This is a genomic window from Pseudomonas sp. MT92 (assembly GCF_058792515.1).
On sequence record NZ_JBXAFA010000010.1, the window covers coordinates 116,036 to 131,502 of the forward strand.

At 61.1% G+C, this 15,467-nt stretch carries 9 protein-coding genes; 5 read left to right on the plus strand and 4 right to left on the minus strand.

All coding sequences use genetic code 11. The features are described 5' to 3' along the window. The first annotated feature begins 236 nt into the window (after nucleotides 1-236). Nucleotides 237-1,001: a GntR family transcriptional regulator gene (locus AC1Q6D_RS19425; RefSeq protein ID WP_047531465.1), complete on the plus strand. Its 765-nt coding sequence runs from the start codon at nucleotides 237-239 to the stop codon at nucleotides 999-1,001. Nucleotides 1,002-1,158: 157 nt separating this feature from the next. Here the strand turns inward: AC1Q6D_RS19425 and guaD are convergent, their stop codons facing one another. The 4 genes from guaD to xdhA form a co-directional block, all read right to left on the minus strand. Beyond that, nucleotides 1,159-2,463 (minus strand): guanine deaminase, encoded by a 1,305-nt coding sequence (guaD, locus tag AC1Q6D_RS19430; RefSeq protein WP_103402633.1) that lies wholly within the window; start codon nucleotides 2,461-2,463, stop codon nucleotides 1,159-1,161. 25 nt (nucleotides 2,464-2,488) lie between these two features. Beyond that, a complete protein-coding gene (gene xdhC / locus AC1Q6D_RS19435) occupies nucleotides 2,489-3,346 on the minus strand; it encodes a xanthine dehydrogenase accessory protein XdhC (RefSeq protein WP_103402634.1) in 858 nt (285 codons plus the stop codon). 115 nt (nucleotides 3,347-3,461) lie between these two features. Continuing rightward, the gene (xdhB, locus tag AC1Q6D_RS19440) at nucleotides 3,462-5,861 is read right to left on the minus strand and encodes a xanthine dehydrogenase molybdopterin binding subunit (protein ID WP_103402635.1); all 2,400 of its coding nucleotides are present in this window, start codon (nucleotides 5,859-5,861) and stop codon (nucleotides 3,462-3,464) included. Continuing rightward, the gene (gene xdhA, locus AC1Q6D_RS19445) at nucleotides 5,854-7,308 is read right to left on the minus strand and encodes a xanthine dehydrogenase small subunit (protein ID WP_103402636.1); all 1,455 of its coding nucleotides are present in this window, start codon (nucleotides 7,306-7,308) and stop codon (nucleotides 5,854-5,856) included. The genes xdhB and xdhA overlap by 8 nt, the downstream gene beginning before the upstream one ends. Before the next feature lie 267 nt (nucleotides 7,309-7,575). Between xdhA and AC1Q6D_RS19450 the strand changes: the two genes are divergently transcribed. The 4 genes from AC1Q6D_RS19450 (at nucleotide 7,576) to ligA (ending at nucleotide 15,322) form a co-directional block, all read left to right on the plus strand. Beyond that, entirely contained in the window at nucleotides 7,576-8,235 is a 660-nt protein-coding gene (locus AC1Q6D_RS19450) for a GntR family transcriptional regulator (protein WP_103402742.1), read from the plus strand. A 2-nt stretch (nucleotides 8,236-8,237) separates the two neighbouring features. After that, nucleotides 8,238-11,726 (plus strand): chromosome segregation protein SMC, encoded by a 3,489-nt coding sequence (gene smc, locus AC1Q6D_RS19455; protein ID WP_103402637.1) that lies wholly within the window; start codon nucleotides 8,238-8,240, stop codon nucleotides 11,724-11,726. A gap of 237 nt (nucleotides 11,727-11,963) precedes the next feature. Further along, on the plus strand, nucleotides 11,964-12,818 hold the full coding sequence (gene zipA / locus AC1Q6D_RS19460) for a cell division protein ZipA (protein ID WP_047531450.1): 855 nt from the start codon (nucleotides 11,964-11,966) through the stop codon (nucleotides 12,816-12,818). 146 nt (nucleotides 12,819-12,964) lie between these two features. After that, a complete protein-coding gene (gene ligA / locus AC1Q6D_RS19465) occupies nucleotides 12,965-15,322 on the plus strand; it encodes an NAD-dependent DNA ligase LigA (RefSeq protein WP_103402638.1) in 2,358 nt (785 codons plus the stop codon). Nucleotides 15,323-15,467 lie beyond the last annotated feature (145 nt).

The window sequence follows — 15,467 nt, forward strand, 5'->3', positions numbered from 1 at the left end:
GCCAGCAGGCTCGCTCCCACAAGAATTCTATGCAAAAGGCGGATTCTGCGATTAAGCCTAAACTCAAACGTAACCAACCGTTGCAATACAGCGGAAGCAACAAACAGCCATACAGTCGTGTTGCCACTATCCATTGTGTACAATCACAGCGTTTTTTACGCGATACTTGCCAGCGACCCACTGTGCCGTATTACAGTCACGGTCAATTCGCCGCAGTTCTCCCGACTCGAGTGCCCATGAACGAACAGTTGCAGCCCCTCAAGAAACAACCGCGAGCAGGCAAAGCCGGCCGCAGCGGTACCCAGGACGATATTGTCTATGCGCATATCTTCGAGGCCATCCTCGAACAGCGTCTGGCGCCCGGCACCAAGTTGAGCGAAGAAGCGCTGGGGGAAATTTTCGGGGTCAGCCGCACCATCATTCGCCGTGCGCTGTCGCGCCTGGCTCATGAAGGTGTGGTGCTGCTGCGTCCGAATCGCGGCGCGGTGGTGGCCAGCCCGAGTGTCGAAGAGGCGCGCCAGGTGTTCATGGCCCGGCGTCTGGTAGAGCGCGCCATCACCGAGCTGGCGGTGCAGCACGCCACTGCCGAGCAGATCGCCGAATTGCGTCAGATGGTCAACGACGAGCGCGACAGCTTCTCCCGTGGCGATCGTGGTGCGGGCATCCGCCTGTCGGGCGAATTCCACCTGAAACTGGCCGAAGCGGCGAAAAACGCGCCGCTGATCAGCTTCCAGCGCAGCCTGGTGTCCCAGACTTCGCTGATCATCGCCCAATACGAAAGCGGCAACCGTTCCCACTGCTCCTACGACGAGCACACCCAGTTGATCGACGCCATCGAGGCGCGCAACGGTGAGCTGGCGGTGGACCTGATGATGCATCACATGGATCACATCGACAGCAAGCTCAACCTTGACGAAGAAAGTGCGTCGGATGATTTGCACGCCGTGTTTTCGCATTTGTTGCAAACCAAGAAACCGGGACGTTCACCAGCGAAAATCTGAAAAAACGCGTCGCGCCTTTCGCCAGCAGGCTGGCTCCCACAGGGTTTTGTGTTGAGTGCACATTTGTGGGAGCGAGCCTGCTCGCGATAGCAATGTGACAGGCAACAAAAATCCCCCGGGCTGAAAGGCTGCGGGGGATTTTTTATGTCGGTGAAACCTAGCGCTGATGCACCAGATTCCCCGCCGCATATGTCTGCAGCACGGTCCTGTCATCCCCGAGGGTCATCAGCACGAACAGTGTCTCGGCAATGTTGTTGGCCTGCTTCAGGCGATAGCCCAGCAGTGGCGTGGCGTTGTAGTCCAGCACCAGGAAGTCAGCATCAGTGCCCGGTTGCAGGGTGCCGATCTTGTCTTCCAGGCGCAAGGCGCGGGCGCCGCCCAGGGTCGCCAGGTACAGTGACTTGAACGGGCTCAGGCGCGCACCTTGCAGTTGCATGACCTTGTACGCTTCGTTCAGGGTTTGCAGCAGCGAGAAACTGGTGCCGCCGCCCACATCGGTGCCCAGGCCGACGTTCAGCTTGTGTTTCTCGGCCATCGGCAGGTTGAACAGGCCACTGCCGAGAAAGAAGTTCGACGTCGGGCAGAACGCAATCGCCGACCCGGTTTCGGCCAGTCGCGCGCACTCGTCGTCGCACAGGTGCACGCCGTGGGCAAACACCGAGCGCTCGCCCAGCAACTGGTAGTGATCGTAGACGTCCAGGTAGCCCTTGCGCTCCGGGAACAATTCCTTGACCCACTCGACTTCCTTGAGGTTTTCACTGATGTGGGTCTGCATGTACAGATCCGGGTACTCGCTGAGCAACTGGCCGGCGAGGGTCAGTTGTTCCGGGGTGCTGGTCGGGGCGAAGCGCGGGGTCACCGCGTAGTGCAGGCGGCCCTTGCCGTGCCAGCGCTCGATCAGCGCCTTGCTTTCGACGTAGCTGGACTCGGCGGTGTCGGTCAGGTAGTCCGGGGCGTTGCGGTCCATCATCACCTTGCCGGCGATCATCCGCAGGTCCAGCTGTTCGGCAGCTTCGAAGAACGAGTTCACCGACTGCGGATGCACGCTGCCGAACACCAGCGCCGTGGTGGTGCCGTTGCGCAGCAGTTCCTTGATGAAAATGTCGGCGACTTCGTCGGCATGGGCCTTGTCGGCGAACTGGCTTTCGCACGGGAAGGTGTAAGTGTTCAGCCAGTCCAGCAGTTGCTCGCCGTAGGCTCCGACCATGCCGGTTTGCGGCAGGTGGATGTGGGTGTCGATGAAGCCCGGGGTGATCAGCGAATCCTGGTAGTGGGTGATTTCGATGTCCGCCGGCAGGGTCGGCAGCAGCTCACTGGCGTGACCCAGTGCGCTGATTTTGCCGTTATCGACCACCAGCAGGCCATCCTCGAAATACTCGTAGGAGGCTTCGATCCCCACTTCAGCGGGGTCGGCGATACTGTGCAGAATGGCGGCGCGGTAGGCTTTGCGAGTCAGAGGCATGGTCATTCTCTATTTATGAAGCTCATCAATTTGAGGCTTTCAGTTTTGTGGCCTGACTGCGGCGCGACACGGGCAGCAGTTTGGCAATCGGTTCGGCGCTGGCGGTCTGCTGGCCGAAGTTGGCGTTGTAGGTGGCGATGATTTCGCCGGCGATGGAGATGGCGATTTCCACAGGCAACTTGCCTTTGACTTCGCCGATGCCCATCGGGCAGCGCATGCGTTGCACTACGTTGCTGTCGAAACCGCGATCACGCAGGCGATGTTCGAATTTCACCCGTTTGGTCTTCGAGCCGATCAGGCCGAAGTAGGCGAAGTCATTGCGCTTGAGGATCGCGGCGGTGAGTTCGAGGTCGAGCTGATGGTTGTGGGTCATGACGATGCAATAACTGCCGGCGGGCAGGTCATCGATTTCATCCACCGGTTCTTCACTGACAATCTTGCGCACGCCGTGGGGGATCTGTTGCGGGAACTCATCCTCCCGCGAGTCGATCCAGCGCACCCGGCAGGGCAGGCTGGCCAGGAGCGGCACCAGTGCGCGGCCGACGTGGCCGGCGCCGAACACGGCGATTTGCGCCTGGACCTGGCCCATCGGTTCGAACAGCAATACGGTGGCACCACCGCAGCACTGGCCCAGGCTGGCGCCGAGGCTGAAGCGCTCCAGATGGGTGTCTTGCTTGCCGCTGGCGAGCATCTCGCGGGCGATCTGCATGGCCTTGTATTCCAGGTGCCCGCCGCCGATGGTGTCGAACGTCTGGCTGGCACTGATGACCATCTTCGAGCCGGCGTTGCGCGGCGTCGAGCCGAGCTCTTCGATGATGGTCACCAACACGCAGGGTTCACCGCGGTTTTGCAGGTCGGCGAGGGCGTCGATCCAGTTGTACATGTCTCACCTCAACATCTCTGTTGTCTGTTCCGGCCTCATCGCCAGCAGGCTGGCCCCACATTGGAATGCATTCCCCTGTGGGAGCTGGCTTGCCAGCGATGGCAGCGCCTCGGGCTTAGAGCGGAGCCAACTCGGTTTCAGCCTCGACAGCCTTCGCCACCTTCAGCTGGCGCATCTGCTCACAGCCCCACAACACGCGCTCCGGGGTGGCCGGTGCGTCGATTTTCGGTTGGTGCTTGTAGTCGCCCAGGCTGGCCACGGCGTCCTTGATTGCACACCACGCGGCGATACCGAGCATGAAGGGCGGCTCGCCCACGGCCTTGGAGTGGAACACCGTGTCTTCCGGGTTCTTGCGGTTCTCCACCAGCTTCACCCGCAGGTCCAGCGGCATGTCCGCCACGGCCGGGATCTTGTAGCTGGCCGGGCCGTTGGTCATCAGCTTGCCTTTGTTGTTCCAGACCAGCTCTTCCATGGTCAGCCAGCCCATGCCCTGGATGAAGCCGCCCTCGACCTGACCGATATCGATCGCCGGGTTCAGCGAGGCGCCGACGTCGTGCAGGATGTCGGTGCGCAACATCTTGTATTCGCCGGTCAGGGTGTCGACCAGCACTTCGCAGCACGCCGCGCCGAAGGCGAAGTAGTAGAACGGACGACCACGGGCCTGGCTGCGGTCGTAGTAGATTTTCGGGGTCTTGTAGAACCCGGTACTCGACAGCGACACCTGGGCGAAATACGCCTGCTGGATCAGTGCCTCGAAGGTCAGGATGTGATCGCGAACCCGCACGTGGCCGTTGTGGAATTCCACGTCTGCTTCGCTGACCTTGTAATGCCGCGCGGCGAATTCCACCAGGCGTTGCTTGATGGTTTCGGCGGCGTTCTGCGCAGCCTTGCCGTTCAGGTCGGCGCCACTGGAGGCGGCGGTCGGCGAGGTGTTCGGCACTTTGTCGGTGTTGGTCGCGGTGATCTGCACGCGGTCCATTTCCACCTGGAACACTTCGGCCACGACCTGCGCGACTTTGGTGTTCAGGCCCTGGCCCATCTCGGTGCCGCCGTGGTTCAGGTGAATGCTGCCGTCGGTGTAGACGTGTACCAGCGCGCCGGCCTGGTTGAGGAAGCTGGCGGTGAAGGAAATGCCGAATTTCACCGGGGTCAGCGCCAGGCCTTTTTTCAGGATCGGGCTGTTGGCGTTGTAGCGACGGATCGCTTCGCGGCGCTCGGCGTACTGGCTGCTTTCTTCCAGTTCGGCGGTCATTTCCTCGAGCATGTTGTGCTCGACGGTCTGGTAGTAGTGGGTGACGTTGCGCTCGGTCTTGCCGTAGTAGTTGGCCTTGCGCACGGCCAGCGGATCGAGGGCCAGGTGACGGGCGATGGCGTCCATCACTTCTTCAATGGCCACCATGCCTTGCGGGCCGCCGAAACCACGGTAGGCGGTGTTCGACGCGGTGTTGGTCTTGCAGCGGTGACCGTTGATGGTCGCGTCGCCCAGGTAATACGAGTTGTCGGAGTGGAACATCGCCCGGTCGACAATCGAGGCCGACAGGTCCGGCGAGCAACCGCAGTTGCCGGCCAGTTCCAGGGCGATGCCGTGCAGGCGGCCCGTGCTGTCGAAGCCGACGTCGTACTCGACGTAGAACGGGTGCCGCTTGCCGGTCATCAGCATGTCTTCGACACGTGGCAGGCGCATCTTGGTCGGCTGGCCGGTCAGGTGCGCGATCACCGCGCACAGGCACGCCGGGCTCGCGGCCTGGGTTTCCTTGCCGCCGAAACCTCCGCCCATGCGGCGCATGTCGACGACGATTTTGTTCATCGACACATCCAGCACTTCGGCCACCAGTTTCTGCACTTCGGTGGGGTTCTGGGTCGAGCAGTAGACGATCATGCCGCCGTCTTCGGTCGGCATCACCGAAGAAATCTGGGTTTCCAGGTAAAAGTGTTCCTGCCCGCCGATGTGCAGCGTGCCCTGGATGCGATGTTCGGCGGTGGCCAGCGCGGTGGCTGAATCGCCGCGTTGGTGGGTGTGGCTGTCGAGTACGAAGTGACGCTTGCGCAGGGCTTCGACCACATCCAGCACTGGCTCGAGATCTTCGTATTCAATGATCGCGGCCATCGCCGCCTTGCGCGCGGTTTCCAGGTCCTTCGCGGCAACCGCGACCACGGGTTGACCGACGAACTGCACCGTGTCGATCGCCAGCAGCGGATCGCCCGGCAACAACGGGCCGATGTCTTTCAGGCCCGGCACGTCTTCATGGGTGATGGCGATGCGCACGCCTTCGAAGGCGTAGCAGGGCGTGGTGTCGATGCGGATGATTTTCGCGTGGGCGCGGTCCGACAGGCGGGCGTATACGTGCAACTGGTTCGGAAATTCCAGGCGATCGTCGATGTACTGCGCTTCACCGGACACATGCTTGGCGGCGCTGTCATGCTTGACGCTGCGGCCGACACCGGTGGTCAGGTCCTTGGCGAACAGTTCAGCCAGTTCGGCCTGGGTCTTCTCTACGGCGTGATGATTAGACATAAGCGGTCACCCGAGTCTCGATGTGCGGTGTTTGCAGTTCGATGAAGTATTTGCGCAGCAGGTTCTGCGCACTGAGCAGGCGATATTCCTTGCTGGCGCGGAAGTCCGAGAGTGGTGTGAAGTCTTCGGCCAGGGCCGCGCAGGCGCGTTCGACCGTGGCGTTATTGAAAGGCGCACCCAGCAGCGCCGCTTCGCACGCGGCGGCACGTTTCGGGATGGCTGCCATGCCGCCGAAGGCCACGCGTGCCTCGGCGACCATGCCGTTTTCCAGGCGAATGTTGAAGGCGGCACACACGGCCGAGATGTCATCGTCCAGGCGCTTGGAGACTTTGTAGGCGCGGAACAGTTTTTCGGCGCTGGCGCGCGGCACGATGATCTTCTCGATGAACTCGCTTTCCTGGCGGGCAGTGACGCGGTAATCGATGAAGTAATCCTCCAGCGCCAGGGTGCGGCGGGTTTCGCCCTTGCACAGGACGATTTGCGCGCCGAGGGCGATCAGCAGCGGAGGCGAGTCACCGATGGGCGAGGCGTTGCCGATGTTGCCGCCGAGGGTGCCCTGGTTGCGGATCTGCAAGGAGGCAAAGCGCTGCAGCAATTCGCCGAAGTCCGGGTACTCGGCTTTCAAGGCGTCGTAGCAGTCGGAGAGGGCCGTGGCGGCGCCGATTTCCAGGCGATCCTCGAAGCGCTCGATGCGTTTCATTTCGGCGACGTTGCCAACGTAGATCATCACCGGCAGCGTGCGGTGGAACTGGGTGACTTCCAGCGCCAGGTCCGTGCCGCCGGCCAGCAGGCGAGCCTGTGGGTAAGCATCGTAGAGGTCGGCCAGATCGGCCACCGTCAGCGGCACCAGGCAACGTTTGTCGCCACTGTTGAGTTCGCCGATATCGGTCGGGGCAATGGCTTTGAGGCGGGCAATGGTTTCGGCTTCACGGGCATCGAACTGGTCGGGCTGTTTACCGCAGCAGGACTGTTGGGCCGCTTCCAGAATCGGGCGATAGCCGGTGCAGCGGCAGAGGTTGCCGGCCAGGGCTTCGTGGGCTTTATGGGCGTCGGGTTCGGTGCTGTTCTTTTGCAGGGCGAACAGCGACATGACGAAGCCAGGCGTGCAAAAGCCGCACTGCGAGCCGTGGCACTCGACCATGGCTTTCTGCACGCTGTGCAGCTCGCCTTTGTGCTTGAGGTCTTCGACGCTGATCAATTGCTTGCCGTGCAGGGACGACACGAAGGTCAGGCATGAATTAAGGCTGCGATAGCGAATGTGTTCGCGGCCCTCGTCATCCGTTTGCAACTCGCCGACCACCACGGTGCAGGCGCCGCAGTCACCGCTGGCGCAGCCTTCTTTGGTGCCGGGTTTGCCCACATGGTCGCGCAGATAGTTGAGCACGGTCAGGTTCGGGTCCAGGGCGTGCTCGCTACGGAGTTCCTGGTTTAGTAAAAACTGGATCACGGAAGGCCTCGCAGACTCATTATTGTTGTTAACCGACTTGAACCGAATTTAGCAGGTCTGACTTTTCGGTCAATGATTTTCTGACTTAAAGGTCAGAAAAATGCACTTTGTCGATCGACAACCGGTTTCTTCATTATTGACCCTCGCGGGATAGCCTGCTTTTTGCTCGAATCGTGCCAAAAACCACCAGGCGGGCACTCTGCCCTGTCGTATCAATTGCGCTACACTGCGCCGCTTGTGCAGATCTACGAGTTTGAAGGGACCACCATGACGTTCAAGGCGCCGGACAGCCTCGCCGAGCAAATCGCTCACCACCTCGCCGAACGGATCATTCGCGGCGAAATGAAGCCCGGAGAGCGCATCCAGGAACAGAAGGTCACGCTTGCCCTGAACGTCAGTCGCGGTTCGGTTCGCGAGGCCCTGCTGATCCTTGAGCGCCGTCATCTGATCGCGATCCTGCCGCGACGTGGCGCCCATGTCACCGAACTCACCGCGCACAAGGTGCAGAGCCTGTGCACGCTGATGAGCGAGATGTACATCCTGTTGGGCAATGCGGTGGCCAATGGCTGGCAAGTCCAGGCGGACCTGGCGCCGTTCGTGCAGATCCAGCAGCGCCTGAACAGCGATTTCGAGCGCCAGGACATTCGCAGCTTCGTCGATGACAGTTTCAGCGTGATGCGCGCCGCGTATCCGTTTGCCAACAACCCGTACTTGCAGGAAACCGTCGAGAATCTGCAGCCGGCGATGAGCCGTGCCTATTTCCTCGCCCTGGATCAGCGCAAAGCGTCGATGAGCGAGTTTCTGGAACTGTTCGAACGCCTGCTTGCCGCCGTGATCGCCCGTGACTTTGCGCAGATTCGCCTGGTGCTGACGGCTTACGCCCAGCGCAGCTGCGATCTGGTGATCTCCGCCCTGACGGACGCCTGATTTTGCGGCTCAAGTGCATCAAGCTGGCGGGGTTCAAGTCCTTCGTCGATCCGACCACGGTGAACTTCCCCAGTAACATGGCGGCGGTCGTCGGGCCCAATGGCTGCGGCAAGTCGAACATTATCGACGCCGTACGCTGGGTGATGGGCGAGAGCTCGGCCAAGAACCTGCGCGGCGAGTCGATGACCGACGTCATCTTCAACGGCTCCACCAGCCGCAAGCCAGTGAGCCAGGCCAGTATCGAGCTGGTGTTCGACAACTCCGACGGCACACTGCTCGGTGAATACGCCGCCTACGCGGAAATCTCCATTCGCCGCAAAGTCACCCGCGACAGCCAGACCACCTATTATCTCAACGGCACCAAATGCCGGCGTCGCGACATCACCGACATATTCCTTGGTACCGGCCTGGGCCCGCGCAGTTATTCGATCATCGAGCAGGGGATGATCTCCAAGCTGATCGAGTCCAAGCCCGAGGACCTGCGTAACTTCATCGAAGAAGCGGCAGGCATTTCCAAGTACAAGGAGCGCCGGCGCGAGACCGAAAACCGTATCCGTCGCACCCACGAAAACCTTGCGCGCCTGACCGACCTGCGCGAAGAACTTGAACGCCAGCTCGAACGCTTGCACCGTCAGGCCGAGGCCGCCAAGAAGTATCAGGAATTCAAAGGCGAAGAGCGGCAGCTCAAGGCTCAACTGTCGGCCTTGCGTTGGCAGGATCTGAACGACCAGGTCGGCCAGCGTGAAGCGATCATCGGCACCCAGGAAATTTCCTTTGAGGCCCTGGTCGCCGAGCAGCGCAATGCCGACGCGAGCATCGAGCGCCTGCGTGACGGGCATCACGACCTCTCTGAGCGCTTCAATCTGGTGCAGGGGCGCTTCTATTCGGTCGGCGGCGACATCGCCCGGGTCGAGCAGAGCATCCAGCACGGTCAGCAGCGTCTGCGCCAACTGCAGGACGATCTGAAAGAAGCCGAGCGCGCGCGCCTGGAGACCGAATCTCACCTGGGCCACGACCGCACCTTGCTGCTGACCCTCGGCGAAGAGCTGGACATGCTCACCCCTGAGCAGGAAGTCACCAGCGCCGCCGCCGAAGAGGCCGCCGCCGCGCTGGAAGAGTCCGAAACCACCATGCACGGCTGGCAGGAGCAGTGGGACACGTTCAACCTCACCGCCGCCGAACCGCGACGTCAGGCCGAAGTCCAGCAGTCGCGAATCCAGCAGCTGGAAACCAGCCTGGAGCGTCTGGCCGATCGCCAGAAGCGCCTTGGTGAAGAGCGCGCCTTGCTGTCGGCGGACCCGGAAGACGCGGCGATCATGGCGCTCAGCGAACAGCTCGCTGAATCCGAGGCGACCCTTGAGGATTTGCAGACCAGTGAAGAAGCTCAGGTCGAAAAGCTTGAGCAACTGCGTCAGCAATTGCAGCAAGCGCTGACGGCGCAGCAGCAGGCCCAGGGCGATTTGCAGCGCCTCAATGGTCGATTGGCCTCCCTGGAAGCCTTGCAGCAAGCCGCCCTGGATCCGGGCACCGGCACCGCTGAGTGGTTGCGTGATCAACATCTGGCGGATCGCCCGCGCCTGGCCGAAGGCTTGAAGGTGGAAGCAGGTTGGGAACTGGCGGTGGAAACCGTGCTCGGGGCCGACCTGCAAGCCGTGCTGGTGGATGATTTCAACGATTTAGATTTGTCCGGGTTTGTCCAGGGCGACCTGCGTTTGCTCAGCCCCGCGACCGATGGCGTGCGGGTGCCGGGCAGTTTGCTCGACAAGGTCGAGGCGCAGATCGATCTGTCGCCGTGGCTGGGACAGGTCAAACCGGTCGACAGTCTGGAGCAGGCGCTGGCCTTGCGTGGCCAGTTAACGGTCGGCCAGAGCCTGATCAGCCGCGACGGTTATTGGGTCGGTCGGCACTTCCTGCGTGTGCGTCGTGCCAGCGAAGCGGAAAGCGGCATGCTGGCTCGAGGTCAGGAAATCCTGACACTGGGCCTGGAGCGCGAAGAGCGCGAAGCGGCGGTCGAGACCCTGGAAACCGAATTGCAAAACCTGCGGGCGCAACAGCGTCAGCAGGAGAACGGACGCGAACACTTGCGCCGATTGCTGCAAGACGAGGCCCGTCAACAAGGCGAATTGAAAGCCCAGTTGTCGGCCGGAAAAGCCAAGGCCGAGCAGTTGACCTTGCGCCGCACGCGTCTTGATGAAGAAATCGAGGAATTGGGCGAACAGCGGGCCCTGGAGCACGAAAGCATCGGCGAAGCGCGCCTGCAATTGCAGGAAGCCCTCGACGCCATGGCGTTGGACACCGAGCAGCGCGAGTTGCTGCTGGCCCAGCGCGACAGCTTGCGTGAGCGTCTTGACCGGGTGCGCCAGGAAGCGCGCCAGCATAAGGATCACGCTCATCAATTGGCGGTGCGCCTTGGATCGCTCAAGGCCCAGCACGATTCGACGCGACAGGCGCTGGAGCGACTGGAAATGCAGTCCGAACGCCTGACCGAAAAACGCGAGCAGTTGAGCCTCAATCTGGAGGAGGGCGAGGCGCCGCTGGAAGAGCTGCGCCTGAAACTTGAAGAGCTGCTCGACAAGCGCATGACCGTCGACGAAGAACTCAAGACCGCGCAGATCGCTCTCGAGGATGCCGACCGCGAACTGCGCGAAGCCGAGAAGCGCCGGACCCAGGCCGAACAACAGTCCCAGCTGATTCGCAGTCAGCTCGAGACCCAGCGCATGGAATGGCAAGCCCTGACCGTGCGGCGCAAGGCATTGCAGGACCAGTTGCTGGAAGACGGCTACGACTTGCACGGTGTGCTCGCCACGCTGACACCCGAAGCCAGCGAGAAGGACGCCGAGGAAGAACTCGAACGCATCGCCGCGCAGATTCAACGCCTGGGTGCGATCAACCTCGCGGCCATCGACGAATACCAGCAACAATCGGAGCGTAAACGTTATCTGGATGCGCAGAACGATGATCTGGTCGAAGCGCTCGACACGCTGGAGAACGTGATTCGCAAGATCGACAAGGAAACCCGTAACCGCTTCAAAGATACCTTTGATCAGATCAATGGCGGTTTACAGGCACTTTTCCCGAAAGTTTTCGGTGGAGGCCGCGCGTATTTGGAACTGACGGGCGAAGATCTACTCGATACAGGGGTGACGATCATGGCGCAGCCTCCTGGCAAGAAGAACAGCACCATCCATTTGCTGTCCGGTGGCGAAAAAGCCCTGACCGCACTGGCTCTGGTTTTTGCGATCTTCAAGTTGAATCCGGCGCCGTTCTGCATGCTCGATGAAGTTGACGCACCACTGGATGACGCGAACGTTGGACGCTACGCACGGCTGGTCAAAGAGATGTCGCAGACCGTGCAGTTCATCTATATCACCCACAACAAGATCGCCATGGAAATGGCCGATCAACTGATGGGGGTGACGATGCACGAGCCTGGTTGCTCGCGTCTGGTGGCGGTCGATGTCGAGGAGGCGATGGCGATGGTCGAGGCCTGACGCCAGCCGCAAGTTGCAGGTTTCAAGCTGCAAGCGAGGCGGATTGCAGCTTGAAGCTTGATGCTTGTGATTGCGCGGCCCTATAAAGTTGCCTTTGGTCGTGCTAGTTTAATGTCAATTTTTCGTGTACGTGGGCAAAACGCCTGTCAGAACATAGAGTTGGCGCCACGTTTTAAAGCGGTTTACAGGTTGTAAACCCCTTATTTTTCAGCATTTTTTATAGAGGCACGGGATTACATGGAAATCGGTCTGCGCGAGTGGCTGATCGTCATCGGCATTATTGTCATTGCCGGTATTCTTTTTGATGGCTGGCGCCGTATGCGCGGCGGCAAGGGAAAACTGAAATTCCGTCTTGATCGAAGTCTGTCCAATCTGCCGGATGAAGACACCAGTGCCGAACTGTTGGGCCCGCCTCGTGTATTGGACACTCACAAGGAACCGCAACTGGACGAGCACGATCTGCCGTCGGTGAGCATGCCGGCCCGTGAACCGCGTGAGTCGGGTTCCAAGCGCGGCAAACGCGGCCATGGCGAACCTTCGCAAGGCGACATGAACCTCAGTCTGGATCTGGACGGTGGCCCGAGCTTCAGCACTCGCGACGACGATTTCGCCGAAGACATCAAGGCAGCCCCTGCGGTCAGCGACAAGGATCATCCGCAAGCCGAAGAAGTGCTGGTGATCAGCGTGATCTGCCGCGACGCCGCTGGCTTCAAGGGCCCGGCCCTGTTGCAGAACATTCTGGAAAGCGGCCTGCGTTTTGGCGAAATGGACATCTTCCACCGTCACGAAAGCATGGCGGGCAACGGCGAAGTCCTGTTCTCCATGGCCAATGCGGTGAAGCCGGGCGTCTTCGATCTGGACGATATCGACCACTTCAGCACCCCGGCAGTGAGCTTCTTCCTGGGCCTGCCAGGCCCGCGCCATCCGAAGCAAGCCTTCGACGTGATGGTGGCGGCGGCGCGCAAACTGTCTCAGGAGCTGAACGGCGAGCTGAAGGATGACCAGCGCAGCGTGCTGACGGCCCAGACCATCGAGCACTACCGTCAGCGTATCGTCGAGTTCGAACGTCGCGCCCTGACCCAGAAGCGCTAATCCAATGGCCGGGCAGGTTTCTGTGGCACAGGGGCTTGCCGTGGCAAGGGAGCAAGCTTCCTTGCCGCACTGTCCATAGCCTTGAGCTACTGTATCCAGAAAATTGAGCAGCCTCGGCTGCTCTTTTGCTTTATGAGAGAACACCCATGACTGCCGCCAAAAACCGCATTCTAGAGCTGCGCGCCGAGCTGGATCAGCACAACTATCGCTATCACGTGCTGGACGAGCCGAGTATTCCGGACGCCGAATACGATCGGTTGTTCAACGAGCTCAAGGCGCTCGAAGCTGCCAACCCGGAACTGATCACCAGTGACTCGCCTACCCAGCGAGTCGGCAGCGCGGCCCTGTCGGCGTTCACTCAGGTGCGCCACGAAGTGCCGATGCTCAGCCTCGGCAACGCCTTCGAAGAAACCGACATGTATGAGTTCGACCGCCGGGTGACCGAAGGGCTGGATCTGCCGGCCGGTGATCTGTTCGGTGGCGGTGCGACGGTCGAGTACAGTTGCGAACCAAAGCTCGATGGCCTGGCGGTCAGTTTGCTGTATCAGGACGGCATGCTGGTGCGAGGTGCAACGCGCGGCGACGGCACCACCGGCGAAGACATCAGCGTCAACGTGCGCACCGTGCGCAACATTCCGCTCAAGTTGCACGGCACCGGTTGGCCGGCCACCCTGGAAGTGCGTGGCGAAGTGTTCATGTCCAAGGCCGGTTTCGAGCGGCTCAACGCCACGCAACTGGAAGTCGGCGGCAAGACCTTCGCCAACCCGCGCAACGCCGCGGCGGGCAGCTTGCGTCAGCTGGATTCGAAGATCACGGCCAATCGGCCGCTGGAATTCTGCTGCTACGGCATCGGCCAGGTGTCCGCCGATATCGCCGATACGCATATTGGCAACTTGCAGCAACTCAAGGCCTGGGGGCTGCCGATCAGCCACGAGCTCAAGCTGGCGAACGGCATCTCCGAGTGCCTGGATTACTACCGCGACATCGGTGAGCGGCGCAACGCGCTGCCTTACGAAATTGATGGTGTGGTGTTCAAGGTCAACAGCATTGCCGCCCAGCGCGAACTGGGTTTCCGCGCTCGCGAACCGCGCTGGGCCATCGCCCACAAGTTTCCGGCCATGGAAGAGTTGACCGAGCTGCTCGACGTCGAATTCCAGGTCGGGCGCACCGGCGCCGTCACGCCCGTGGCCCGCCTGAGGCCGGTCAAGGTGGCGGGTGTCACCGTGGCCAACGCGACGTTGCACAACATGGATGAAGTGGCGCGCCTGGGATTGATGATTGGCGACACGGTGATCATCCGCCGTGCTGGCGACGTGATTCCGCAAGTGGTTCAGGTCGTGCTCGAGCGTCGTCCGGACGATGCGCGGCCGGTGCATATTCCCGAGCAATGCCCGGTCTGCGGCTCCCATGTCGAGCGCACGCAACTGATCAAGCGCAGCAAGGGCCGCGAGACTGTCAGCGAAGGCGCGGTGTATCGCTGTGTCGGTCGACTGGCCTGCGGCGCGCAACTCAAACAGGCGATCATTCACTTCGTTTCCCGTCGCGCGATGGATATCGAAGGTCTGGGCGAGAAGAGTGTCGAACAACTGGTGGATGAAGGTCTGGTGAGTTCGCCCGCCGATCTGTACGCCCTGACGTTCGAGCAGATCGTGGATCTGGAAGGCTTTGCCGAGCTGTCGAGCAAAAACCTGCTTGCTGCAATTGAAGACAGCAAGAAGCCAGGCCTCGCACGCTTCATTTACGCCCTGGGGATTCCCGATGTCGGCGAGGAGACAGCCAAGGTCCTGGCGCGCTCCCTGGGTTCGCTGGAGCGGGTACAGCAGGCATTGCCGCAAGTGTTGACGTACTTGCCGGATGTCGGGCTGGAAGTCGCCCACGAGATCCACAGCTTCTTCGAAGATGCGCATAACCGGCAGGTGATCGCCAATCTGCTCAAGCATGGGCTGCAGATACAGGATCAGGGCGAACTGGGCGCCGAATTTGCCGCCAGCACCACGCTGGGCGGTTTCCTCGACAAGTTGAACATTCCTTCGGTCGGACCGGGCGGTGCGCAGAAACTCGCCGACAAGTTCGGTTCGCTGCAAGCGGTCATCGCCGCCGACTGGCTGGATATGCGACAGGCGTTGCCGGAGAAGCAGGCCAGTTCGGTCCGCGAGTTTTTTGCGATCGAGGAACATCGTCAATTGGCCGAGGCTGCCGAAAAACAGCTGGCTGAGTTCGGCATGCACTGGCACAGCGAGAAAAAAGTCGTCGAAGGCTTGCCGCTGGCCGGTCAGACGTGGGTGTTGACGGGGTCGCTGGAGCTGATGAGTCGCGACGTGGCCAAGGACAAACTCGAAAGCCTTGGTGCCAAGGTGGCGGGTTCGGTATCGGCCAAGACCCGTTGCGTGGTCGCCGGGCCGGGTGCAGGGTCGAAATTGACCAAGGCCAATGAGCTTGGCTTGAAGGTGCTGGATGAAGAGGCGTTTGTCGGGTTCCTGAGCGGGCACGGCATTTCGGTTTGACGCCATTCGCTGGCCAGCCAGTTCCTGCAAGGACGACGCAGCCCCTGCAGGAGCCGGCCTGCCGAGAATCGGTATCAGCCCCGTTGAAAGTCGCGGGAACGATCGACGGCCAATCATGATCTAGTCTTGGCAAGCCCCAGGGAGA